General features: G+C 63.0%; 23 protein-coding genes. 6 read left to right on the top strand and 17 right to left on the bottom strand.

The genetic code is table 11. The features are described 5' to 3' along the window. The 3 genes from M5G11_RS10075 to M5G11_RS10065 all read right to left on the bottom strand — a co-directional run bounded on the left by M5G11_RS10075 (position 1) and on the right by M5G11_RS10065 (position 4,563). Positions 1–1,065 (bottom strand): putative 2-aminoethylphosphonate ABC transporter ATP-binding protein, encoded by a 1,065-nt coding sequence (locus M5G11_RS10075; protein WP_273909906.1) that lies wholly within the window; start codon positions 1,063–1,065, stop codon positions 1–3. 271 nt (positions 1,066–1,336) lie between these two features. Beyond that, a complete protein-coding gene (locus M5G11_RS10070; protein WP_273909905.1) occupies positions 1,337–2,206 on the bottom strand; it encodes a LysR family transcriptional regulator in 870 nt (289 codons plus the stop codon). Between the two features lie 8 nt (positions 2,207–2,214). Next, positions 2,215–4,563: a heavy metal translocating P-type ATPase gene (locus M5G11_RS10065; protein ID WP_273909904.1), complete on the bottom strand. Its 2,349-nt coding sequence runs from the start codon at positions 4,561–4,563 to the stop codon at positions 2,215–2,217. An 83-nt stretch (positions 4,564–4,646) separates the two neighbouring features. Here M5G11_RS10065 and cadR point away from each other — a divergent pair, with 83 nt between their 5' ends. Then, on the top strand, positions 4,647–5,090 hold the full coding sequence (gene cadR, locus M5G11_RS10060) for a Cd(II)/Pb(II)-responsive transcriptional regulator (protein ID WP_273909903.1): 444 nt from the start codon (positions 4,647–4,649) through the stop codon (positions 5,088–5,090). 62 nt (positions 5,091–5,152) lie between these two features. Here the strand turns inward: cadR and M5G11_RS10055 are convergent, their stop codons facing one another. From M5G11_RS10055 to M5G11_RS10045, 3 genes are read right to left on the bottom strand one after another with little or no spacing between them, the layout of a single operon-like run. Beyond that, positions 5,153–6,124 carry a thymidylate synthase gene (locus M5G11_RS10055; protein ID WP_273909902.1) on the bottom strand — a complete coding sequence of 324 codons (972 nt, stop codon included), beginning with the start codon at positions 6,122–6,124 and terminating at the stop codon, positions 5,153–5,155. Between the two features lie 49 nt (positions 6,125–6,173). Then, entirely contained in the window at positions 6,174–6,977 is an 804-nt protein-coding gene (lgt, locus tag M5G11_RS10050) for a prolipoprotein diacylglyceryl transferase (protein ID WP_273909901.1), read from the bottom strand. 15 nt (positions 6,978–6,992) lie between these two features. Continuing rightward, positions 6,993–7,775 (bottom strand): sulfite exporter TauE/SafE family protein, encoded by a 783-nt coding sequence (locus M5G11_RS10045; protein ID WP_273909900.1) that lies wholly within the window; start codon positions 7,773–7,775, stop codon positions 6,993–6,995. A gap of 130 nt (positions 7,776–7,905) precedes the next feature. Here M5G11_RS10045 and M5G11_RS10040 point away from each other — a divergent pair, with 130 nt between their 5' ends. Then, positions 7,906–8,652: an NRDE family protein gene (locus M5G11_RS10040; RefSeq protein WP_273909899.1), complete on the top strand. Its 747-nt coding sequence runs from the start codon at positions 7,906–7,908 to the stop codon at positions 8,650–8,652. A 106-nt stretch (positions 8,653–8,758) separates the two neighbouring features. Here the strand turns inward: M5G11_RS10040 and ptsP are convergent, their stop codons facing one another. Both ptsP and M5G11_RS10030 read right to left on the bottom strand, forming a co-directional pair. Then, entirely contained in the window at positions 8,759–11,038 is a 2,280-nt protein-coding gene (gene ptsP, locus M5G11_RS10035; RefSeq protein WP_273909898.1) for a phosphoenolpyruvate--protein phosphotransferase, read from the bottom strand. A gap of 22 nt (positions 11,039–11,060) precedes the next feature. Beyond that, a complete protein-coding gene (locus tag M5G11_RS10030) occupies positions 11,061–11,540 on the bottom strand; it encodes an RNA pyrophosphohydrolase (RefSeq protein WP_273909897.1) in 480 nt (159 codons plus the stop codon). Between the two features lie 140 nt (positions 11,541–11,680). On the opposite strand from M5G11_RS10030, the gene M5G11_RS10025 reads away from it, so the two are divergent. Continuing rightward, the gene (locus M5G11_RS10025) at positions 11,681–12,337 is read left to right on the top strand and encodes a histidinol-phosphatase (protein ID WP_273909896.1); all 657 of its coding nucleotides are present in this window, start codon (positions 11,681–11,683) and stop codon (positions 12,335–12,337) included. Between the two features lie 77 nt (positions 12,338–12,414). Here the strand turns inward: M5G11_RS10025 and M5G11_RS10020 are convergent, their stop codons facing one another. Then, positions 12,415–12,843 (bottom strand): DUF2269 domain-containing protein, encoded by a 429-nt coding sequence (locus tag M5G11_RS10020; protein WP_273909895.1) that lies wholly within the window; start codon positions 12,841–12,843, stop codon positions 12,415–12,417. A 40-nt stretch (positions 12,844–12,883) separates the two neighbouring features. Next, complete coding sequence (ilvA, locus tag M5G11_RS10015; RefSeq protein ID WP_273909894.1) at positions 12,884–14,398, bottom strand: threonine ammonia-lyase, biosynthetic; 1,515 nt, start codon at positions 14,396–14,398, stop codon at positions 12,884–12,886. A gap of 136 nt (positions 14,399–14,534) precedes the next feature. Here ilvA and rpiA point away from each other — a divergent pair, with 136 nt between their 5' ends. Then, positions 14,535–15,206, top strand: coding sequence for a ribose-5-phosphate isomerase RpiA (gene rpiA / locus M5G11_RS10010; RefSeq protein WP_273909893.1), 672 nt, complete (start codon positions 14,535–14,537; stop codon positions 15,204–15,206). 87 nt (positions 15,207–15,293) lie between these two features. Here rpiA and M5G11_RS10005 read toward each other — a convergent pair whose 3' ends face one another. The 4 genes from M5G11_RS10005 to M5G11_RS09990 form a co-directional block, all read right to left on the bottom strand. Then, positions 15,294–16,196 (bottom strand): SdiA-regulated domain-containing protein, encoded by a 903-nt coding sequence (locus M5G11_RS10005; RefSeq protein WP_273909892.1) that lies wholly within the window; start codon positions 16,194–16,196, stop codon positions 15,294–15,296. Between the two features lie 81 nt (positions 16,197–16,277). Beyond that, complete coding sequence (locus tag M5G11_RS10000) at positions 16,278–17,207, bottom strand: SdiA-regulated domain-containing protein (RefSeq protein WP_273909891.1); 930 nt, start codon at positions 17,205–17,207, stop codon at positions 16,278–16,280. 162 nt (positions 17,208–17,369) lie between these two features. After that, the gene (locus tag M5G11_RS09995) at positions 17,370–18,035 is read right to left on the bottom strand and encodes a fumarylacetoacetate hydrolase family protein (RefSeq protein ID WP_273909890.1); all 666 of its coding nucleotides are present in this window, start codon (positions 18,033–18,035) and stop codon (positions 17,370–17,372) included. Positions 18,036–18,076: 41 nt separating this feature from the next. Beyond that, on the bottom strand, positions 18,077–19,474 hold the full coding sequence (locus M5G11_RS09990; RefSeq protein WP_273909889.1) for an FAD-binding oxidoreductase: 1,398 nt from the start codon (positions 19,472–19,474) through the stop codon (positions 18,077–18,079). A 172-nt stretch (positions 19,475–19,646) separates the two neighbouring features. Between M5G11_RS09990 and serA the strand changes: the two genes are divergently transcribed. Continuing rightward, positions 19,647–20,876 (top strand): phosphoglycerate dehydrogenase, encoded by a 1,230-nt coding sequence (serA, locus tag M5G11_RS09985; protein WP_273909888.1) that lies wholly within the window; start codon positions 19,647–19,649, stop codon positions 20,874–20,876. 116 nt (positions 20,877–20,992) lie between these two features. Here serA and M5G11_RS09980 read toward each other — a convergent pair whose 3' ends face one another. Continuing rightward, positions 20,993–21,466, bottom strand: a complete 474-nt coding sequence (locus M5G11_RS09980) for a DUF4399 domain-containing protein (RefSeq protein WP_273909887.1) — start codon at positions 21,464–21,466, stop codon at positions 20,993–20,995. 229 nt (positions 21,467–21,695) lie between these two features. Between M5G11_RS09980 and M5G11_RS09975 the strand changes: the two genes are divergently transcribed. Then, the gene (locus M5G11_RS09975) at positions 21,696–22,205 is read left to right on the top strand and encodes a transporter substrate-binding domain-containing protein (protein WP_273909886.1); all 510 of its coding nucleotides are present in this window, start codon (positions 21,696–21,698) and stop codon (positions 22,203–22,205) included. Here the strand turns inward: M5G11_RS09975 and M5G11_RS09970 are convergent. Beyond that, positions 22,202–22,690, bottom strand: a complete 489-nt coding sequence (locus M5G11_RS09970; RefSeq protein ID WP_273909885.1) for a 2-thiouracil desulfurase family protein — start codon at positions 22,688–22,690, stop codon at positions 22,202–22,204. The genes M5G11_RS09975 and M5G11_RS09970 overlap by 4 nt on opposite strands. Position 22,691: 1 nt before the next feature. Continuing rightward, a complete protein-coding gene (locus M5G11_RS09965) occupies positions 22,692–23,324 on the bottom strand; it encodes a 2OG-Fe(II) oxygenase (protein WP_273909884.1) in 633 nt (210 codons plus the stop codon). Positions 23,325–23,334 lie beyond the last annotated feature (10 nt).

Below are 23,334 nucleotides of genomic sequence, written 5' to 3'. Positions count from 1 at the left end.
TCAGGCAAACACCTGCAGGCTGCGCGGCGGCAGGGCCACCCAGATGTCCTGCGAGCCGAGGCGCGGCATGTCTTGCGGGCCGACTTCGGCGAGCAGCGCGTGGCCCGGCAGCTCATTGAGTTCAAAACTCATGCGGCAGCGGTTGCCGAGGAAGGTGATCTCCCGCACGCGGGCCGGGAACAGGTTCTCTTCATGCACCGGCGGGTTGACGCTGATCGCTTCCGGACGGCAGAACAACCGGCCGCTGCTGGCGTGGGCAGTGCCGGGGGCCAGGCGCATGTTCATCGCGCCGACCTGGGCGTGGCTGTCACTGCTGCGCTGGAACGGCAGCCAGTTGCCCTGGCCAACGAACTCGGCGACGAACGGGGTGGCCGGCTTGTCGTAGATTTCCTGCGGGGTGGCGTACTGCTCGACCTGGCCGTTGTTCATCACGGCGATGCGGTCGGCCATCAGCATGGCTTCGTCCTGGTTGTGGGTCACCATCAGCGTGGTGATGCCGAGCTGGCGTTGCAGCTGGCGCAGCTCGCTGCACAGGTGTTCGCGAACGCGGGCGTCGAGGGCCGACATCGGCTCATCGAGCAGCAGCAGCGACGGCGCCGGGGCCAGGGCGCGGGCCAGGGCTACGCGTTGTTGCTGGCCGCCGGAGAGCTGGCCGGGGTATTTCTTTTCGCTGCCCTTGAGGCCGACCAGTTCGAGCATCTGCCCGACGCGCTGGCGCACTTCGTCACGGCCGTTGCCGGCCAGGCCGTAGGCGATGTTGGCTTCGACGCTGAGGTTGGGGAACAACGCGTAGGACTGGAACAGGATGCCGTAGTCACGGGCCTGGGGCGGCAGCTGCGAGATGTCGCGCTCGCCGATGTACAGCTCGCCACGGTCCTGGCGTTCGAGGCCGGCGATGCAGCGCAGCAGCGTGGTCTTGCCGCAGCCGGAGGGGCCGAGCAGGCAGACCAGTTCACCGGCGGCGACGTCGAGGGAGACGTCGTGCAGGGCGGTGAAAGCGCCGAAGCGCTTGTGGATGCCGCGCACTTTCATCTGTGCGCCAGGGTTTGCGAGCGTGTTGTTCATGACAGGACCTCACCGAACGAATGAGGGCCATGCTAGGGGGGCAATGCGAAGGTTCTGTGGCGGTGAGGCAAAAGCTGCCGATAGTGGTATAGGCAGATTTTGGGAAGTATCAAAGCCCCCTTGTGGGAGTAACTGTCTTGCACAACTTTTTGTAGCCGCTGCCGTCAGGCTGCGCTGGGGTCCTTGAGGGCTCCCAAAGGCGGCGCCTGCTTTGCAGGCGAGCGCAGCCTCACGGCAGCGGCTACAAGGTAGCGGTGTTCAAGGCAAGGGGTTAGGGATCCAGCGCCGCCACTTCCTGCGCCAAACCGAGGAACGCCGCCGGCAACCGCGCCTGACGACGCTCCTTCAGGCAATACAGGTATTCATGCATCATCGGCGCGCCTTCCAGCGTGAGCACCCGCAATTCCGGGTTATGCGGCACTTCATGGCGGGCAATGATGCTGATGCCGATGTTGCGCAGCACCGCCTCACGGATCGACTCGCGGCTGCCAATCTCCAGCAGCGCCCCCACCTTCACACCCGCCTCCGCCAACATCTGCTCGGTCAGCTTGCGCGTGGTCGAGCCCTGCTCGCGCATTAGCAGGCAATGCCCGGCCAGCGCCGCCCACGGCACCGATTCGCGTGTGGCCAACGGATGATTGCGGTGCACCGCCACCACCAGCGGATCAATCCCCAGCACCCGCCGCACCAGCCGCGCATCCTCAAGCAACTGCGAGGAGGCCGCGACGTCCACCCGGTAATCCTCGAGCAACTCCAGCACCTGCTGCGAATTGCCGATCTCCACCGACACCTCCACCTGCGGCAAGCGCTCGCGGAAGATCTTCACCAGGTCCAGGATGTAGTACGGCGCCGTGGCGGCGATGCGCAAGGTGCCCTGCGCCTGCCCACTGTTGCGCAGGAAAAACTCGATGTCCGCCTCGCGCTGCATCAGCTCCTTGACCATCGGCAACAGGCGCAGGCCATCGTCGCTCAAGGTCAGCCGGCGCCCGCCGCGAAAGAACAGCTCCACACCATACTGGCTCTCCAGGTTGCGGATTTGCGTGGTCACCGTCGGTTGACTGAGCCCGAGTTTCTTCGCCGCCAAGGTAATGCTGCCCAGACGGGCCACCATGTAGAACGCTTTCAACTCGGAACTCAGCATACATCCTCTTACTTTCTCAGCAGGCGCAAGCCGTTGAACACCACCAGCAAGCTCACGCCCATATCGGCAAACACCGCCATCCACATGGTGGCCGTGCCAGCAAAGGTCATGGCCAGGAAGATCGCCTTGATCCCCAACGCCAGGACAATGTTCTGCGTCAGAATCGCTGCGCTCTGCCGCGAAAGCCTGACGAACGCGGGGATTTTGCGCAAGTCGTCATCCATCAAGGCCACGTCCGCCGTCTCGATGGCTGTGTCGGTACCGGCCGCCGCCATGGCGAAACCGATCTCGGCACGCGCCAGCGCCGGTGCGTCGTTGATCCCGTCGCCGACCATGCCGACGCGGTGGCCCTTGCCGTACAGCGTCTCGATGGCTTCCAGTTTGTCTGCCGGCAACAGGTTGCCGCGTGCTTCATCGATCCCCACCTGACGGGCAATGGCCTCGGCGGTGTGCGGATTATCACCGGTCAGCATGACGGTCTTGATACCCAGTTCATGCAACTGGGCGATTGCCTCGCGGCTGCTCTCCTTGACCGTGTCTGCCACCGCGAACAGCGCCAGCGGGCCGGAACGATCAAGCAGCAGCACCACGGTCTTGCCCTGACGCTCGAGCATGTCGAGCCTGGCTTCCAACTGCGGCGAGCACAGACCCAGTTCTTCGACCAGGCGATGGTTGCCCAGGTGATACAGCTGGCCATCCACTTCGCCACTCACGCCGCGGCCGGTCAGGGCCTTGAACTCGGCAACTTCAGCCAGGGCAACACCCTGCTCGCCGGCCTTGCGGGCAATCGCCAGCGATACCGGGTGATCGGAGCGCCCGGCCAGGCTCGCGGCGATACGCTGCGCGCGGTCCTTGAACAACGGCTCAAGCAGGTCGAAATCGGTTTGTACCGGCTTGCCATGGGTAATGGTCCCGGTCTTGTCGAACGCCAGGAAGTCCAGCTTGCGGCCACCTTCCAGGTACACCCCACCTTTGATCAGGATGCCTTTGCGCGCCGCAGCCGCCAGGCCGCTGACAATGGTTACCGGCGTCGAGATCACCAGTGCACATGGGCACGCCACCACCAGCAGCACCAGTGCACGGTAGATCCAGTCGAACCACACACCACCCGCGAACAGCGGCGGAATCACTGCAACCGCCAGGGCGAAGGCAAACACCGCCGGGGTGTAGATGCGCGAGAACTGATCAACGAAGCGCTGGGTCGGTGCCCGTGCGCCTTGCGCCTGCTCCACGGCATGGATGATCCGCGCCAGGGTCGATTGCCCCGCCGCTGCCGTCACCCGGTACTCCAGCGCACCAGCCTGGTTGATGGTACCGGCGAAGACCTTGTCGCCCGGCCCCTTGTCCACCGGCAGGCTCTCACCGGTAATCGGCGCCTGGTCGATGGTCGACTGGCCCGACAGCACTTCGCCGTCCAGGCCGATCCGTTCGCCCGGCTTGACCCGCACCACGGCGCCCAGGGCGACCTGCTTGACGTCCATCGCCAGCCACTGGCCATCGGCCTGCTGCACGGTGGCGCGGTCGGGGGTCAGTTGCATCAGCCCGCCAATGGCGTTGCGCGCACGGTCCAGCGAGCGCGCTTCGATCAGCTCGGCCAGGGTGAACAGGAACATCACCATGGCCGCTTCCGGCCACTGGCCGATCAGCACGGCACCAGTCACGGCGATGCTCATCAGCGCGTTGATGTTGAGGTTGCGGTTCTTCAGGGCGATCCAGCCCTTCTTGTAGGTACCCAGGCCACCACTGAGGATCGCCACCAGGGCGACCACCGCCACCACCCAGTTCGGCGCGGCGTTGGTGAAGTGGATCACTTCCGATGCCAGTGCCGCCACACCGGACAGCGCCAATGGCCACCAGGGTTTCTTCACCGGGGCCGGGGCTGCGGTGTTGCCATCGGCGTCAGCCTCCAGCGGTTCGGCCTGCATGCCCAGTGCGGCAATGGCCTTGACGATGCCCTGGGTGTCGGCGAGGGTATGGCGCACGCCCAGCACGCGGTTGATCAGGTTGAATTCCAGTTGCTCGACGCCGTCGAGCTTGCCCAGCATGTTCTGGATCAGCGTCTGTTCGGTTGGGCAGTCCATGGCCTCGATGCGAAAACGGCTCAGCCGCGCATGGCTGCTGGTGCTGTCACGCAGCTGCACCAGCGACGGCGCTTCGGCGCCCGAGCAGCAATGGCTATGCTGGGCAGGTGCATGCGGCGCATGATCATGAGCGGCATGGTCGTGGCCGGCATGGCTGTGATCATGCCCTGCATGGTCATGGTCGGCGTGGTCGTGGGCCGCATGGTCATGATCACCATGGTTATGGTCGTGATCATGCCGCGATTTTGCGTGGTCGAGGCTGACAGGCTGGTTCATGAGCTTCATCCGTATAGGTCCTGTTGCCAAGTGAACACCCTGTAGCCACTATAGGGTCAAGCATTCCCCCGAGGATTCTTGCAATGAAAATCGGCGAACTGGCCAAAGCCACCGACTGTGCGGTGGAGACCATCCGTTATTACGAGCGTGAAAGCCTGCTGCCAGAGCCTGCGCGCAGCGATGGCAACTACCGGCTGTACACCCAGGCGCATGTCGAGCGGCTGACGTTCATCCGCAACTGCCGCACCCTGGACATGACGTTGGAGGAGATTCGCAGCCTGCTGCGCCTGCGCGATGGCCCGGAAGACCAGTGCGAAAGCGTGAATGCGCTGATCGATGAGCACATCTGCCATGTGAAGGCGAGAATCGACGGCCTGATGGCCTTGCAGAACCAGCTGATAGAGCTGCGCCAGCACTGTCATGCCAAGGAGGCGCAGTGCTCGATCTTGCAGCATCTTGAGGTGAACGGGGCGGTAACGGCCCCGGAGGCAGAGCATTCCCATGTGGGCAGAAGCCATGGGCATTGAGCCATGGCAGAGCTGGACCTGAGGGCGCCGGCAAGGCTGGCGCCCACAGGTTCAGGCAAGGCTTACACCGCCATTGGCGCCGTCATCGGCGCATGGTGCTCGTAGCCTTCCAGGCTGAAGTCGCTCGGCTCGATCTTCTCCAGCCACTCCGGCTCGTACACGCCGGTCTTGGCAAACTCCGGCACACGCTCGGAAATCACCAGCTTCGGCGCCGCCAAAGGCTCGCGCTTGAGCTGTTCGTTGAGCATGTCCAGGTGGTTCTCGTAGACGTGCGCATCACCGATGAAATAGGTGAACCAGCGCGGCGTGTAGCCGGTCAGGCGGCCCATCAGCGACAGCAGCGCCGCGCCTTCGGTAAGGTTGAACGGCGTGCCCAGGCCCAGGTCGTTGGAGCGGATGTAGAGCGTCAGGGAGATTTCCTTGGTCTCGACATTCGGGTGGAACTGGTACAGCAAATGGCACGGCGGCAACGCCATCTCGTCCAGCTGGGCACAGTTCCAGCCGTGGAACAGGATGCGCCGGCTGCCCGGGTCGTTGTGGATGGTGTCGATGCACTGGCGAATCTGGTCGATGGCCTTGTACAGCACCACGAAGGCTTCGCCGTCTTCTTCAGACTCGGCAATCTTCTGGAAACCCTGGCTCTGCGCCAGCTCGATGGCCGCCGGGTTGCTCAGCGGAACACGCTTGTAGGCCGGCCACTGGCGCCATTGCACGCCGTAGATCTCGCCCAGGTCGTCATGCCCCTGGCGGAACGGGTTGGCCAGCCACTGGGCGTTTTCGTTGGCGTTCTGGTCCCAGACCTTGCAGCCCAGCTCGCGGAACTCGCCAGCGTTCTTCACGCCGCGCAGGAAGCCGACCATCTCGCCAATCGCCGACTTGAACGCCAGGCGCCGCGTGGTGATGGCCGGGAAGCCCTTCTGCAGGTCGAAGCGCAGCATCGCGCCCGGCAGGCTGATGGTGCGCACGCCGGTACGGTTGCTTTGCAGGGTGCCGTTGTCGATGACGTCACGGACCAGATCTAGATACTGTTTCATGGCTTACCTGTAACAAAGACGGCAGGGGGATCGCCCCTGCCGTGGAAAATCAAACGGCGGCCTTGGCCGTCGGTGTACGGTTGTAGGCCCACCAGATCAAGCCGATACCACCGAGGATCATCGGCACGCACAGCAATTGACCCATGGTCAGCCAGCCGAAGGCGATATAGCCCAGCTGGGCGTCCGGCACGCGGACGAATTCGACGATGAAGCGGAAGATCCCGTAGAACAGGGCAAACATCCCGGACACCGCCATGGTTGGCCGTGGCTTGCGCGAGTACAGCCAAAGGATAAGGAACAGCGCCACACCTTCCAACGCAAACTGATAAAGCTGCGACGGATGGCGTGCCAGTTGCGCCGGGTCGGTGGGGAACACCATCGCCCATGGCACGTCGGTAGCCTTGCCCCACAGCTCGGCGTTGATGAAGTTGCCGATACGCCCGGCGCCCAGGCCAATCGGCACCATCGGCGCGATGAAGTCCATCAGCTCGAAGAACGTCTTGTTGTTGCGCTTGCCGAACCACACGGCCGCCAACATCACCCCGATAAAGCCGCCGTGGAACGACATGCCGCCCTTCCACACTTCAAGGATCAGCGTCGGGTTGGCCAGGTAGGCACTCAGGTCGTAGAACAATACGTAGCCCAGGCGCCCGCCGACGATCACGCCCATGGACAGCCAGAACACCAGGTCCGAGAGTTTTTCACGGCTCCAGGTGGCGTCGAAGCGGTTCAGCCGACGCGAGGCCAGCAGCCAGGCGCCGCCGATGCCGACCAGGTACATCAAGCCGTACCAGTGGATTTTCAGCGGCCCGATGGCCAAGGCCACGGGATCGATCTGCGGGTAAGGCAGCATGGTGACTCCTTCTCGTTAAAGCAAAAAGCTCAGGCCGACACAGAACAGCAGTGCGGCGAACAGCCGTTTAAGCAAACGTGGCGACAATTTATGCGCCAGGCGCGCGCCGTAGCGGGCGAAAAACATGCTGGTGAGGGCGATCCCCAGCAGCGCGGGTAAATACACGAAACCGACGCTGTGCGCGGGCAACAGCGGGTCGTGCCAGCCCAGCACCATGAAGCTCAGGGCGCTGGCCACGGCAATCGGGAAACCACAGGCCGACGAGGTCGCCACGGCCTGCTGCATTGGCAGGCTGCGCCAGGTCAGGAACGGCACGGTCAGCGAGCCGCCGCCAATGCCGAAAATTGCCGAGGCCCAGCCAATCACGCTGCCGGCAGCGGTCAGCCCGCCTTTGCCGGGGATGCCGCGACTGGCCTTGGGCTTGAGGTCCATGGCCATCTGCGCGGCAATGATCAGGGCGAACACGCCGATGATCTTCTGCAGGTACGGGCCCTGGATCAGCGAGGCGGTCTTGGCCCCGATGCCGGCGCCGATGAGGATACCGACGGTCATCCAGACAAAGATCGGCCACTGCACCGCGCCTTTGCGATGGTGCTCGCGGATGGCATTGATCGAGGTGAACACGATGGTTGCCAGCGACGTGCCGACGGCCAGGTGGGTCAGCACCGACGGATCGAAACCCTGCAAGGTGAAGCTGAACACCAGCACCGGCACGATGATGATCCCGCCACCCACGCCGAACAGCCCGGCCAGCACGCCTGCACAGGCGCCTAGCAGCAGATAGAGCACGAATTCCATTGTCGCCCCCGAAAATTCAGTCTGGCATGGTAACGGAAGGTGGGCCTGCGGCTCTAGTGAAGACACGTTTAGTCGATAGATAGGTGACGACAGTCCCGGTACAGTGGGCAAAAACACAGGGGGTCAACCTATGTGCCTGATCGTATTTGCCTGGCAGCCGGGGCAAGCCCGGCCGCTGATCGTTGCGGCCAACCGCGATGAATTCCATGCCCGCCCCAGCCAGGCGCTGGGGCCCTGGGACGATGCGCCGGGGGTGTATGCCGGGCGTGACTTGGAGGCGGGCGGCACCTGGCTGGGCGTCGGCCCGGGTGGGCGCTTTGCGGCGCTGACCAATATCCGTGACCCGCAGCAGGCCCTCGGGCCGCGTTCGCGCGGTGAGCTGGTGGCGGGGTTCCTGCGCGGTGAGCTGGGGGTTGATGCCTACCTGGAAGAGGTCATGAGCCGCCGCCACCAGTATTCGGGGTTCAACCTGCTGGTCGGCGACTTGCAGCAATTGGGGTATCTGAATGCCCGTGCCGGGACGGCGCAGTTGCTCACACCTGGGGTGTACGGCCTGTCGAATGCCGGGCTGGATACGCCCTGGCCGAAACTGGTCAAGGCGCGGGCCGGGTTGCAGGCGTTGCTCGGCGACCCGCAGCCGGCACATTTGCTGGAACTGCTCGGGGACAGCACCCAGGCGCTGGAAAGCGAGCTGCCGGAGACCGGCGTGGGGCTGGCGACCGAGCGGCTGCTGTCGAGTGTGTTCATCGCCAGCCAGAGCTATGGGACGAGGGCGAGTACCGTGCTGATTGTCGCGGCGGATGGCCGGCGGCGCCTGGTCGAACGCAGCTTCGGGCCGTTTGGCGGTCACTTGGGTGAGGTGGATCTGCAGGTCTGAGCGGAGCAAGGCTGCGCTCGCCTGCACAGCAGGCGTCGCCTTTGGGAGCCCTCACGGGCTCCAGCGCAGCCTGTCGGCAGCGGCTACAAAAATGGTGCAAGGCCGGCTACGCGGTCTTGGACGACCCCGGGCCGATCATCCGCGCCAGCCCCAGGTTCTTCAGGGCCAGTTGCAACGAGCTGTGGATAACTTGCGGGTTATCAATGCTCATGGCCTGCGCCAGCAGCTCCTTGGCCTTGCCCAGGCCAACCTGGCGCAACATCCACTTCACTTTCGGCAAGTTGGTGGCGTTCATCGACAAGCTGTCAAAGCCCATCGCCATCAACAGCACCGCCGCTGCCGGGTCACCGGCCATCTCGCCGCAGATACTCACCGGCTTGCCCTCGGCATGCGCCGCCGTCACCACATGCTGCAACGCCTGCAATACAGCCGGGTGCAGGTAGTCATACAGGTCGGCCACCCGTGGGTTGTTGCGGTCGACCGCCAGCAGGTACTGGGTCAGGTCGTTGGAGCCCACCGAGAGGAAGTCCACCTGCCGCGCCAGTTCCTTGGTCTGGTACACCGCGGCCGGAATCTCGACCATCACCCCCACCGGCGGCATCGGCACGTCGGTGCCCTCGTCGCGCACCTCGCCCCAGGCCCGGTGGATCAGGTGCAACGCTTCTTCCAGCTCGTGAATGCCGGAAATCATCGGCAGCAGGATGCGCAGGTTGTTCAGCCCTTCGCTGGCCTTGAGCATCGCGCGGGTCTGCACCAGGAAGATTTCCGGGTGGTCGAGGGTCACGCGGATACCGCGCCAGCCGAGGAACGGGTTGTCTTCCTTGATCGGAAAGTACGACAAGGACTTGTCGCCACCGATGTCCAGGCTGCGCATGGTCACCGGCAAGGGATGGAACGCCGCCAACTGCTCGCGGTAGATCGCCAACTGCTCCTTCTCGCTCGGGAAGCGTTGGTTGATCATGAACGGGACTTCGGTGCGGTACAGGCCGACACCCTCGGCGCCGCGCTGCTGCGCACGCGCCACATCGGCCAGCAGGCCGGTGTTCACCCACAACGGCATGCGGTGGCCGTCCGGGGTAATGCACGGCAGCTCGCGCAGCGCATCGAGGCCCTGGGCCAGTTGGCGCTCCTCTTCGACCACCTCGGCGTACTGCTTGCACAACACGTCGCTGGGGTTGGTGTAGACCTCGCCCTTGTAGCCATCGACGATCATGCCGATGCCGTCGACCTTCGAGTACGGCAGGTCGACCAGGCCCATCACCGTCGGGATGCCCATGGCGCGAGCCAGGATCGCGACGTGCGAGTTGCCCGAACCGAGTACCGAGACCAGCCCCACCAGTTTGCCTTCCGGCACTTCGCCGAGCATGGCCGGGGTCAGCTCTTCGCTGATCAGGATGGTGTTGTCGGGGTAGACCAGGGACTGCTGACGCTCTTCCTGCAGGTAGGCCAGCAGACGCCGGCCGAGGTCCTTGACGTCGGAAGCACGCTCGCGCAGGTAGGCGTCGTCCATCAGTTCAAAACGGTTGACGTGCTCGCCGACCACCTGGCGCAAGGCACCCTGGGCCCACTGGCCGGTCTTGATCACCTCGGCCACTTCACCGCCCAGGGCAGCGTCGTCGAGCATCATCAGGTACACGTCGAACAGTGCGCGCTCTTCCGGGCGCAGTTGCGTGGCCAGCTTGTCCGACAAGGTGCGCATGTCGCTGCGCACCCCTTCCAAAGCGGTATTGAACAGTTGCAGCTCGGCGTCGACATCGCTGATGGTCTTGTCCGGCACCACGTCCAGGTCGGCCGGCGGCAGCATGACCACCGCCTTGCCCACCGCAGCGCCCGGCGAGCCCGGTACACCGACGAACTTGGCTTCCTGGATGCCCTTGCCCTGGCGGCCCAGGCCGCGAATCGAGCCGGTGGCCTCGGCATGGGCGATAACCCCGGCCAGCTGCGCACTCATGGTGACCAGGAAGGCTTCTTCGCCTTCGTCGAACTGCCGACGTTCTTTTTGCTGGATGACCAACACGCCGACGACGCGGCGGTGGTGAATGATCGGGGCGCCGAGGAAGGAGGCGAAACGCTCCTCGCCGGTTTCGGCAAAGTAGCGGTAGCGCGGGTGGTCGGCGGCGTGTTCCAGGTTCAGCGGCTCTTCCCGGGTGCCCACCAGGCCGACCAGGCCTTCGTTGGGCGCCATGCTGACCTTGCCGATGGAGCGCTTGTTCAGGCCCTCGGTGGCCATCAATACGAAGCGGTTGCTTTCCGGGTCGAGCAGGTAGACCGAACAGACCTGGCTGCCCATGGCCTCTTTGACGCGCAAGACAATGATCCCCAACGCCGTCTTGAGATCCTTGGCGGAGTTAACTTCCTGGACGATCTTGCGCAGCGTATTGAGCATGGCTCGGGGTCGAACTCCGTCGTCAGTCGCGCGCCAGCAGGCGCGGGGCAAGCTCTTTGAGAGCGCGGCGGTAAACCTCGCGCTTGAATGTCACCACCTGGCCCAGCGGATACCAATAGCTGACCCAGCGCCAGCCGTCGAACTCCGGTTTGCCGGTCAGGTCCATGCGCACCCGCTGCTCGTTGGAGACCAGGCGCAGCAGGAACCACTTCTGTTTCTGGCCGATGCACAGCGGTTGGCTGTGGGTACGGACCAGACGTTGGGGTAAACGATAACGCAACCAGCCACGGGTGCAGGCAAGAATTTCAACATCCTGCCGCTCCAGGCCTACTTCTTCGTTCAGCTCGCGATACAGGGCGTCTTCTGGCGTTTCCTCGGGGTTGATTCCGCCCTGGGGAAATTGCCAGGCATCCTGGTTGATACGCCGAGCCCATAGCACCTGCCCGGCATCATTCGTCAGAATGATCCCGACATTGGGGCGAAAACCATCGGGGTCGATCACGGCAGCAACCTCGCAAACGCATGTCGTCGCATTGTTCCACAAAGCTTGCAACGCCAGCAACGCGCCGGCCGACCTTATGTGCACCGATGTTAAAAGTCCGTATTCTGTGGGCCTTTTCAGATGTTATGCGAGTGACTTCAATGCGCCTGGCTTTATTCGATCTGGACAATACCCTCCTCGGCGGCGACAGCGACCATGCCTGGGGCGACTACCTGTGTGCCCGCGGCATCCTCGACCCGGTCGAGTACCAGAACCGCAATGACGCGTTCTATCAGGATTACCTGGCCGGCAAGCTGGACCTGGCGGCCTACCTGAACTTCAGCCTGGAGATCCTCGCCAGCACCGAGATGGCCCAACTCGACGAATGGCATCGCGAGTTCATGCGCGACTGCGTCGAGCCGATCATCCTGCCCAAGGCCCTGACCCTGTTGAAGCAGCATCGTGATGCTGGCGACAAGCTGGTGATCATCACCGCGACCAACCGCTTCATCACCGCACCGATTGCCAAGCGCCTGGACGTCGAAACCCTGCTGGCGACCGAGTGTGAGCTGGTGGATGGCCGTTATACCGGGCGCAGTACCGATATACCGTGCTTCCGTGAAGGCAAGGTGACGCGCCTGAACCGTTGGCTGGAAGAGAACGGCTTCAACCTGGAAGGCAGCTTCTTCTATAGCGACTCGATGAATGACCTGCCGCTGCTGGAGCAGGTGGCCAACCCGGTGGCGGTCGACCCGGACCCGAACCTGCGCGCCGAAGCCGAGAAACGCGGCTGGCCGGTGATCAGCCTGCGCGATTGAGGTGTTGGCCTATCGCCGGCAAGGCCGGCTCCCACAGGAGATCGGGGTTGATCCCGGTGTCTCTGCGGGAGCCCACGTCACACCGGTTTGGCACCCATCAAGCCGGCAATCGCGATAAAGCACACCCCGCTGAACAGCGCCAACGCCAGGGTGAACTTCGGGTTGCCCAGCGTCGGCGCGGTGCGCAGGCGATTGACCCGCGCCAGCAGCCAGAACCAGCAAAAAGCCCCCAGGGTATAAAGGATGCTGGAACCCAGCACCCAGGTCTGCCCCAGTGGCCAGCCGATCAGGTGCACCAGCCACCAGCCGCTGAACGGCATGCTCAGCAGGCAGATGCCCATCAACAGCCAGACAAACACCAGCGGCCGCTTCATCAGCCGCGTGTGCGCCGTGGCATCGCCCTTGCGCCGCGCCAGCCAGGTCCAGATCGCCAGGCCCAGTGCGCTGCCCAGCAGCAACACCGTCGCCAGCACGTGCACGGTTTTCAGGGTGGTCAGCAATTCCATGTCGTTGTTATCCTCAGGCGTTCGTTCTCAGCGTAGCCGTTCAGCCCAGGAATAGCCGGTACGCCGGGTTGTCGGTTTCGTCCCAATACGGGTAGCCGATTTTCGCCAGCGCATCCGGTACCAGATGGCGCTCATCATCCGGCACCTGCAAGCCCGCCACCACGCGACCGTCGGCCGCACCATGGTTGCGGTAGTGGAACATCGAGATGTTCCAGCGCCCGCCCAGCTTGTTGAGGAAGTTGAACAAAGCCCCCGGCCGCTCGGGGAACTCGAAGCGCAGCACCAGCTCGTCACTGACCCGCGCCGCATGGCCGCCGACCATGTGGCGGATATGCAGCTTGGCCAGTTCGTTGTCGGTCAGGTCGAGCACCGGGAAGCCCTGCTCGCTGAGGTGCTGCACCAGCGCGCTGCGCGGGTCGGTCTCGGGATGGGTCTGCACGCCGACGAAGATGTGCGCCTCGCCATCGGCGTGGTAGCGGTAGTTGAATTCGGTGATCTGGCGCTTGCCGATGGCCTCGCAGAAGGCCTTGAAGCTGCCCGGCCGCTCGGGGATGGTCACGGCGATGATCGCTTCGCGCCCTTCGCCCAGCTCGGCGCGCTCGGCCACATGGCGCAGGCGGTCGAAGTTGACGTTGGCGCCCGAATCGATGGCCACCAGGGTCTGGCCGCTGACGCCGCGCAACTCGACGTACTTCTTGATCCCGGCCACGCCCAGCGCGCCGGCCGGCTCGGTGATCGAGCGGGTGTCGTCGTAGATGTCCTTGATCGCCGCGCAGATCTCGTCAGTGCTGACGGTGATCACCTCGTCGACGTAGTCCTTGCAGATATCGAAGGTGTGCTGGCCGATCTGCGCCACCGCCACGCCATCGGCAAACAGCCCGACCTGCGCCAGCACCACGCGCTCGCCGGCGGCCATGGCCGCTTGCAGGCAGTTGGAGTCATCCGGCTCGACGCCGATCACCTTGACGTCCGGACGCAGGTATTTGACGTAGGCGGCGATGCCGGCGATCAGCCCGCCGCCACCGACCGGCACGAAGATCGCGTCCAGTTGGCCGGGGTGCTGACGGAGGATTTCCATCGCCACGGTGCCCTGCCCGGCGATGGTGTGCGGGTCATCATAGGGGTGGATATAGACGAAGCCCTTTTCGTCGACCAGCTTGAGCGAATATGCCAGCGCCTCGGGGAACGAGTCGCCATGCAGGACGACTTTGCCGCCGCGCGAACGCACGCCTTCGATCTTGATTTCCGGGGTGGTCTTGGGCATCACGATGGTTGCCTTGATCCCCAGTTCCCGCGCTGCCAGGGCTACACCCTGGGCATGGTTGCCGGCCGATGCGGTAACCACGCCACGGGCCAGTTCCTCGGCGCTCAGCTGCGCCATCTTGTTGTACGCGCCGCGAATCTTGAAGGAGAACACCGGTTGCAGGTCTTCACGCTTGAGCAGCACGTGGTTGTTCAGGCGCTTGCTTAGTTGGCCGGCAGGTTGCAGCGGGGTTTCCACGGCGATGTCGTAAACGCGCGAGGTGAGGATCTTCTTGACGTACTGTTCGAGCATCGGGAACGCATCACTGGGCGGCTGGGCGGGGCCTTGGAGTCTACCCCAGCGCCCTGTCGGGCGACCACAGCAAGTCTGCGGTTTTAGCCGCTATACTACGCGCCTTCACGATACTCCTCCCCGCTTCGGAGCCCGCATGACCCAGGACCAACTCAAACAAGCCGTCGCCCAGGCAGCGGTCGACTTCATTCTGCCCAAGCTGGACGCCAAGAGCGTCGTCGGCGTCGGCACCGGCTCGACTGCCAACTGCTTCATCGACGCCCTGGCCGAGCACAAGACCGCCTTCGACGGCGCCGTTGCCAGCTCCGAAGCCACCGCCGCGCGCCTAAAAGGCCACGGTATTCCGGTGTATGAGCTGAACACCGTCAGCGACCTGGAGTTCTATGTAGACGGCGCTGATGAAAGCGATGAGCACCTGAACCTGATCAAGGGCGGCGGCGCGGCCCTGACCCGCGAGAAGATCGTCGCGGCCGTGGCCAAGACCTTCATCTGCATCGCCGACGGCAGCAAGCTGGTGCCGGTGCTGGGCGCATTCCCGCTGCCGGTCGAAGTGATCCCGATGGCGCGCAGCCACGTGGCGCGCCAACTGGTGAAACTGGGCGGCGACCCGGTGTACCGCGAAGGTGTGCTGACCGACAACGGCAACATCATCCTGGATGTGTTCAACCTGCAGATCAGCAACCCGGTGGAGCTGGAAGCGCAGATCAATGCAATCGTCGGCGTGGTAACCAATGGGCTGTTTGCCGCGCGTCCGGCGGACTTGCTGCTGCTGGGCACGGCTGAGGGTGTGAAGACGCTCAAGGCTTAAGGCCTTTGGGGCCGCTGTGCGGCCCATCGCTGGCAAGGCCAGCTCCCACAGGTTTCAGCAGCAACATTGACTCTGTGGGAGCCGGCCCTAACGTTTGAACACATAAAACAGGTTCGGCTCACTCACCACATACAGCACACCGGCATCATCCATCGCAATCCCTTCCGCCTGCGGCACACTCTTGCTCAGCCCCTGGAACCCCTTGCGCAGCGACAGGCTGCTCAGCGGCTTGCCCTTCACGTCCAGCTCCAGCACCAACTGCGACTCATCCGACAACGCCAGCAAATGCCCGCTGCGCTCATCGAACTGCAAACTCGACAAATCCCGTACAAACAAGCGCGCATCACGCTTGCGGTTCTGCACCACATGCACCGCATACGGCTGCTGCGGGTCGTCATGGGGGAAGCCCTGCACCTCGTAGATCAGCATCGGGTCGCGCTCCTTGGCGACGAACAGGCGCTTGCCCGCCGCGTCATAGGCCAACCCCTCGAAACCCTTGTTGCCATTGAGGCCAATGCCCAGAGACAGCTGCTCGGCATCCTTGGCATCAAGAAACAAGGTGTCATCGTTCAGGCGCACACGGATCAACCGCTGCTGACGCTCATCGGTGATCACATAACTGCCATGGCTGATGTACTCGACCGCCTCCGGATCCCCAAACCCGGTCAGCGGCACCCGGCGCAGAATGCGCCCATCGAGCGACAGCTCGATCAGCTCGGGGCTCTTGTTGGTCACGGTGAACAGGGTCTTGCGGTCCGGGTCGTAGGTCAGCGCAGAGATATCGGCCGCGAGCCCTTCTATCGGCTGGGCTTCGATGACCGCACGATAATGATTCAGGCCAATGCCGTCTTCGGCCGGCTGCATGTAAGTCTTGAAGTTGAACCAGCCGCGCTCGAACAGGCGATAGTGTTGCCCCGCCAACCCCAACAGGAGCACAGCCAGCAAACTGACGATCAGGGCAATCAGGGGGAGGCGGACGTAGCGGCGCATTTGATGAGACTCAACGGGGACCAGTCTGCATCTAAGCATACGCAACTGAAGTGAAGCTTAATGCCACTACGCCGAACGGTATCAGGGCTTCTTGAAGCGGTAGAACAGGTTTGGCTCGCTGACGATGTACAGCGTGCCCTGGTCGTCCATGGCTACGCCTTCGGCACGCGGGATGCGTTTTTTCAGGCCGTTGAAGCCGCCCTGCAGCGACATGAAGCTGACCTGCTCACCCTGCTCGTTGATTTCCAGGAGCATGTTGGAATCGGCCGACAGCACCAGCATGTGCCCGGTGCGCGGGTCGATGCCCAGTGCCGACAGGTTACGCAGGTCCAGTTCGTCGCTTGGCAATGGCTGTTTTTCACCAGTGAGCGCCGAGCGGCCATCCGTGCTCCAGCTGAACAGCGCCGGCGGGCGCTCTTCGCCGAGAAGCAGGCGCTGGCGCAGCGGGTCCCAGGCAATGGCTTCGAACGCCTTGTTCTGGTCTTCGGACGGGCCTAGGTCGTAGCTCGGGAAGTCGGCGATGTTCAGCGCCTGGGTGTCCTTGTCGACGCTGACGATCACTAGCGAGTGGTCGCGTTCATCGACAATCGCGATGCGCCCATCGGCCAACACCGCGACGCCTTCAGGGTTGCTCCAGCCATTGAGCGGCAGCTTGCGCAGCACATCGCCGTCCAGGGTCAGCTCGGCCAGGAACGGGTGCTTGCCCATGACTGCAAACAGGGTCTTGGTGATCGGGTTATAGGACAGATCCGAAGCCTCATCCTTCTCCATGCCCGTCAGGGGCTTGGCATCGATGTCGACTTCATAGGCTGGCAGCCAGATGCTCTCGCGCTGCTCGGTCTGGCTCAGAAAGCGCTCCTTCACCCACAGCAGGCCACGGTCATCCCAGTGCATGGCAACCGATACGCCATAGCCAATCACGACCGCGGCGGCGAGCCAGGTCGACCAGCGACGCAAGACGGGGCGCTTGGGTGCAGACGGCTTGGCGTCTGATGGGAGGGGGGTGGCCATGGCATATTCCTGCTGTTTTTCACCAGTGAATAGCACACAACCGGCACATTCACATAAAGAGATGCGGACGCATTATCCGGATCAATTGTGAAAAAACTGAGAAATCCGACCAAATTCCAAGGAGATACGTATCCGGCAGGCACGCATGACTGCCGGACACCTTTACAACACGCGGCTTTCGAAGCGGCTGACGCCCGGCAGCTCCAGCACCAGCTCATCACCGACGTTGAACGGCCCGACCCCGGCCGGGGTGCCAGTGAGGATCACGTCACCGGCCTGCAACGAGAATTGCGAGGCCATGTGCTGGATCATCGGCACGATGGGGTTGAGCATCAAGGCGCTGTTGCCGTCCTGGCGAACCTCACCATTGATGGTCAGGCGGATACCGATATCGGCCAGGTCTTCAAAGGCACTGACCGGGACGAATGGCGGCAGCACGCAGGCGCCATCGAAGCACTTGGCGCGCTCCCACGGCAGGCCTTTTTCCTTGAGTTGCCCTTGCAGGTCGCGCAGGGTCAGGTCCAGCGCCGGGGCGAAACCGGAAATCGCATCCAGCACTTCTTCTTCGCTGGGCTTGGGCGACAACGACTTGCCCAGCAGCACGGCGATTTCCGCCTCGTAATGCACTGAGCCCCGCTCGGTCGGGATCTTGAAGCCACCGGCCAGCGGTACCACGCAACTGCCCGGCTTGATGAACAGCAACGGTTCGGAAGGGATCGGGTTGTCCAGCTCTTTGGCATGCTCGGCGTAGTTGCGCCCGATGCACACCACCTTGCCCAGGGCAAAATGGATGCGCGTGCCGTCTACATACTGGTGCTGATAGCTCATTACCGACTCCTGACGTGTTGAACGCTCTACGTTTCTTGGCTTTATTCGACGGCGAAGATCTTGCCCGGGTTCATGATCCCGTTCGGGTCGAACGCGGCCTTCACCGCTTTCATGTATTCGATTTCAACCGGCGAGCGGCTGTAACCCAGGTAATCACGCTTGGTCATGCCCACACCATGCTCGGCCGAGATCGAGCCGTTGTACTTCTCGACGGTTTCGAACACCCACTTGTTCACGGTAGCGCACTTGGCAAAGAACTCGTCCTTGCCCAGGTTGTCCGGCTTGAGGATATTCAGGTGGAGGTTGCCATCACCGATATGGCCATACCAGACCACTTCGAAGTCCGGGTAGTTATCGGCGACGATGGCGTCGATATCCTTGAGGAAGGCCGGCACTTTCGACACGGTCACCGAGATGTCGTTCTTGTACGGGGTCCAGTGGGCGATGGTTTCGGAGATGTACTCGCGCAGCTTCCAGAGGTTCTGCAACTGGGTTTGGCTCTGGCTCATCACGCCATCCAGCACCCAGCCCTGCTCCACGCAGTGCTCGAAGGTCGCCAGGGCATCATTGGCCACCTCTTCGTTGCTGGCTTCGAACTCCAGCAGCACGTAGAACGGGCAATCTGTTTCGAACGGCGCCGGCACATCGCCACGGCCCATGATCTTGGCCAGGGCCTTGTCAGAGAAGAATTCGAAGGCGGTCAGGTCGAGCTTGTCGCGAAAAGCGTGCAGCACCGGCATGATCGAGTCGAAGTCCGGCGTGCCCAGCACCATCGCGGTGAGGTTGTTTGGCGCGCGGTCCAGGCGCATGGTCGCCTCGACCACGAAGCCCAGCGTGCCTTCGGCGCCGATGAACAGCTGGCGCAGGTCGTAGCCGGTGGCGTTCTTGATCAGGTCCTTGTTCAGCTCGAGCAGGTCGCCCTTGCCGGTCACCACCTTGATGCCGGCGACCCAGTTGCGGGTCATGCCGTAGCGAATGACCTTGATCCCGCCGGCATTGGTGCCGATATTGCCGCCAATCTGGCTGGAACCGGCCGACGCGAAGTCCACTGGGTAGTACAACCCCTGGTCTTCGGCAAAATTCTGCAATTGCTCGGTGACCACGCCGGGCTGACACACCGCCGTGCGGTCGAACTCATTGAACGCCAGAATCTGGTTCATGTAGTCGAATGACACCACCACTTCGCCATTGGCCGCGACCGCCGCTGCCGACAGCCCGGTGCGCCCGCCAGACGGCACCAGGGCAACCTTGTGCTGGTTGGCCCAGCGCACGATGGCCTGGACCTGTTCGATGCTCTTGGGGAAGACGATCGCCGTGGGGGCCGGCGCGAAGTGTTTGGTCCAGTCCTTGCCGTAGGCTTCAAGGGACGCGGCGTCGGTCAGTACCTTGCCGGGCTCGACCAGGGTCATCAGCTCATCAATCAACACAGACTGGGTCATCGACAGAACTCTCGAACAATTCATAGTCACCCTGAGCACACTTCACGTCCCAGGGATGGGCGAATCAAGGGGTGCCTATGCTAGCATACGCCCCCGCTGATCGAGCTTTGGGCCGATCCTGCGGCAGCTTCACTTCCCTGCCATTTTTTCTCCGGGACACAGGTTTACGCAGATGAGCAAGACTTCTCTCGATAAGAGCAAGATCAAGTTCCTTCTCCTCGAAGGCGTCCACCAATCCGCCGTGGACGTCCTCAAGGCCGCCGGGTACACCAACATCGAGTACCTCACCGGGTCCCTGCCGGACGCCGACTTGAAGGAAAAGATCGCCGACGCTCACTTCATCGGCATCCGCTCGCGCACCCAACTGACTGAAGAAGTATTCGACTGCGCCAAGAAACTGGTTGCTGTCGGCTGTTTCTGCATCGGTACCAACCAGGTTGACCTGAGCGCAGCGCGCGAGCGTGGCATCGCCGTGTTCAACGCGCCGTACTCCAACACCCGCTCCGTCGCCGAGCTGGTGCTGGCCGAGGCCATCCTGCTGCTGCGTGGCATCCCTGAGAAAAACGCTTCCTGTCACCGTGGTGGCTGGATCAAGAGCGCGGCCAACTCCTTCGAGATCCGTGGCAAGAAGCTCGGTATCGTCGGCTACGGCTCGATCGGTACGCAGCTGTCGGTGCTGGCCGAAGGCCTGGGCATGCAGGTGTTCTTCTACGACACCATCACCAAGCTGCCGCTGGGTAACGCCACCCAGGTAGGTAAACTGCACGACCTGTTGGCGATGTCCGACATCGTTTCGCTGCACGTGCCGGAAACCGCCGCCACCCAGTGGATGATGGGCGAGAAGGAAATCCGTGCCATCAAGAAGGGCGGCATCCTGATCAACGCTGCACGCGGCACCGTGGTCGAGCTGGACCACCTCGCTGCTGCGATCAAGGACAAGCACCTGATCGGCGCTGCCATCGATGTATTCCCGGTCGAGCCGCGCTCGAACGACGAAGAATTCGAAAGCCCGCTGCGTGGCCTGGACAACGTGATCCTGACCCCGCACATCGGTGGTTCCACCGCCGAAGCGCAGGCCAACATTGGCCTGGAAGTGGCCGAGAAGCTGGTCAAGTACAGCGACAACGGTACCTCGGTGTCTTCGGTCAACTTCCCTGAAGTGGCCCTGCCGGCGCACCCGGGCAAGCACCGTCTGCTGCACATCCACGAAAACATTCCGGGCGTGCTCAGCGAAATCAACAAAGTGTTTGCCGAAAACGCGATCAACATCTCCGGTCAGTTCCTGCAGACCAACGAGAAAGTCGGTTACGTGGTGATCGACGTTGATGCCGAGTACTCGGACCTGGCGCAAGAAAAACTGCAACACATCAAGGGCACTATCCGTTCCCGCGTGTTGTTCTAAGTTTTACGCGCAAAATGTGTGGGAGCCGGCCTTGCCGGCGATGAGGCCCTCACTAACCGTGAGAAAGCCATCGCCGGCAAGGCCGGCTCCCACAACCACAAAGCAGTCAGCAGTCGTTACTTGACGGTAACGGTGATCTTCTTCGATTCCACAGTTGGCTTGAACGGCACATGGAACTTGTCGCCCAGCACCAGTTGCAGGGTGTGCTTGCCCGGGGTCAGGGTCAGGCTGGTTTCAGTCTGCGCCTTGCCGAAATGCAGCACCTGCGGCCCAGCGGGCAGCGCCTGGCCGGCTTCCGGCATCAGGCTGGTCGGCAGCACCTGGTCAGCGGCCGGCTCCTTGTCGACATCCACCAGCAAATGGTGGTGACCGGTGTGCGGGGTTTGATCACCCGCAGGTTTGAGCTCCATGCCCTCGATACCGAACTTGACGGTGAAGGTCTTGTCGACCGTCGCGCCATCGGCCGGGGAAACGATGAAGACCTTGGCATCCTTGGGCGGTTGTTGGCTGGTGAGCCCTTCAGCGGCGGCCAGCGCGGACACCCCCATCAACAGACCGGCAACGGCAGCACGCGAAAATAGGCTTTTCATTCACTTCTCCTGTGATTTACTTCAATCAGCGTCGCCATTAATACGAACGACGACCGTCCATTACCATAGATCAATTGCGCCAAAACATGTTTGAACGAGCCGACAGAAAAAACTTGCCGCGCCGCTAAACATCCTTCGACTACTGTGGTCCTAAGTGGCGTTCGACCGTGGCATCAGCAGAAAGTCACGGCGAAGTCTTGTTAATTGCCAATAGAACCAAGGGGCTTAGATGCGTTTCACCATTGGATTACTACTCACCGCACTGTTCTGCCAAGGGGCACAGGCCGAGCTGATCGACGACGTTAACGACCGTGGCGAACTGCGTATTGCCGTTGAGGCCAACACGCCGCAGTACAACTTCATGGACGCTGAAAAGCCCGCGGGTTTCGAGATTGAACTGGGCCAGGAGTTGGCCAGGGAACTGGATGTCAGGGCCGAGTTCGTCGTCGTCGAAGACGACCTGCTGCAAGACGTGGTGGACGGCAAATTCGACATTGCCCTGGATCAGCTGGTGGCCACGCCGGCCCTCAAGGAGCGCCTGGACTTCAGCGAGCCTTACAGCCAACAGGCGACAATCGGCAAAGCTCCGGTGAACCTGGCCATTGCGTTCCCGAAAGGCAACCCGGCCTTCCAAAGTGCCGTGGACAACGCGCTGGAGCGTATCAAGGCAGACGGCCGGCTGGCCGCAATGACGCAGAAATGGCTCAGCGCAGACGCGAGCCAGGCAGCCAAGCCCTAGGCGTCGAGGGCAGCCAGCGCTTGCGCGGCCGCCTCCAGCTCCAGCTCGCTGAACACCAGCACGCCATCACCGCGCAGCAGCGCCGTGGTGACGCCTTCGCCAGCCACCTTGGTGCCGCTGAAGGTGCCATCGTAGGTTTGCTGATTGCCGCACGAGGGGCTACCGGACTTGAGCACCGCAATGCGAATGCCATGGCGGCGGACCAACGCCAGCGCGATCTGCGCCCCAGCCACAAATTGCGCACTGACATCCTCGCCCGCCACCGTCACCACCCGGGCATCCCCGTCCAGCACCGCGCGGCCCTGACCACCGGGGATCTCCGCAGGCGGGCGTGGCGTCGGCAAGCCGCCCGCCACCTCCGGGCAGAGCGGCACCACGCGCCCCTGCGCCTGCCAGGCTTGCAGCGTATCCGGGTGGCCACTGGCGCGGCCGTCATAGCGCACCGGCTGGCCGAGCAGGCAGGCGCTCACCAGTACCTTGTGCATCTCAGAACGGCTCGTTGCCACGCCGGCGGAACCAGCCGGTGAGCGACAAGCGCTCGCGGGTGGCCGGCAGCACTTCATGCGGTACCTCGCCCGAGAGGAACACCACCAGGCAACCGCTGGTCGGTTGCACGTCATGCTCCACACCGGTTTTCAGGCTCATGCGCAATTGGCCGCCATCGTCCGCCAGCCAGTCTTCATTGAGGTAGATCACCGCCGAAACCATGCGCCGATCACTGTCGCGGAAGCGATCCAGGTGCTTGCGATAGAACGCCCCTGGCGGGTACAGCGCAAAATGGCACTCGAAATCTTCAAGGCCCAGGAACAGGTCCCGATTGAGCGCTTCACGCAGGCTGTCCATCAGCGCCAGATACTGGTCGCAAGGCTCTGATTCGCCCGCTTCCAGCCAGCGAATATGGTCGCCACGGATGCCTTCGCGCACTTCCTGCGCGGTGCCACGGCCCACGCCTGCCGGGGTCAGCTCGCCTTCGGCAGCGCGTTTGCGGCACTCGGCCGCGAGCGCCGCGCTGAGCGGTGCCGGGAGGAAAACAGGCTGCTGCGACCAGCCATGGGTGGCCAGGTCGTCGACGATGCGCAACAGCAAGGGGTGATCAGAGGTCATGTGCATGGCGCGCATAGTATCCGTC

The sequence above is a fragment of the Pseudomonas fontis genome, assembly GCF_028656955.1.
In the GTDB taxonomy this organism is placed as follows: Bacteria; Pseudomonadota; Gammaproteobacteria; order Pseudomonadales; family Pseudomonadaceae; genus Aquipseudomonas; species Aquipseudomonas fontis.
This window is presented reverse-complemented; position numbering and strand designations above follow the sequence as displayed.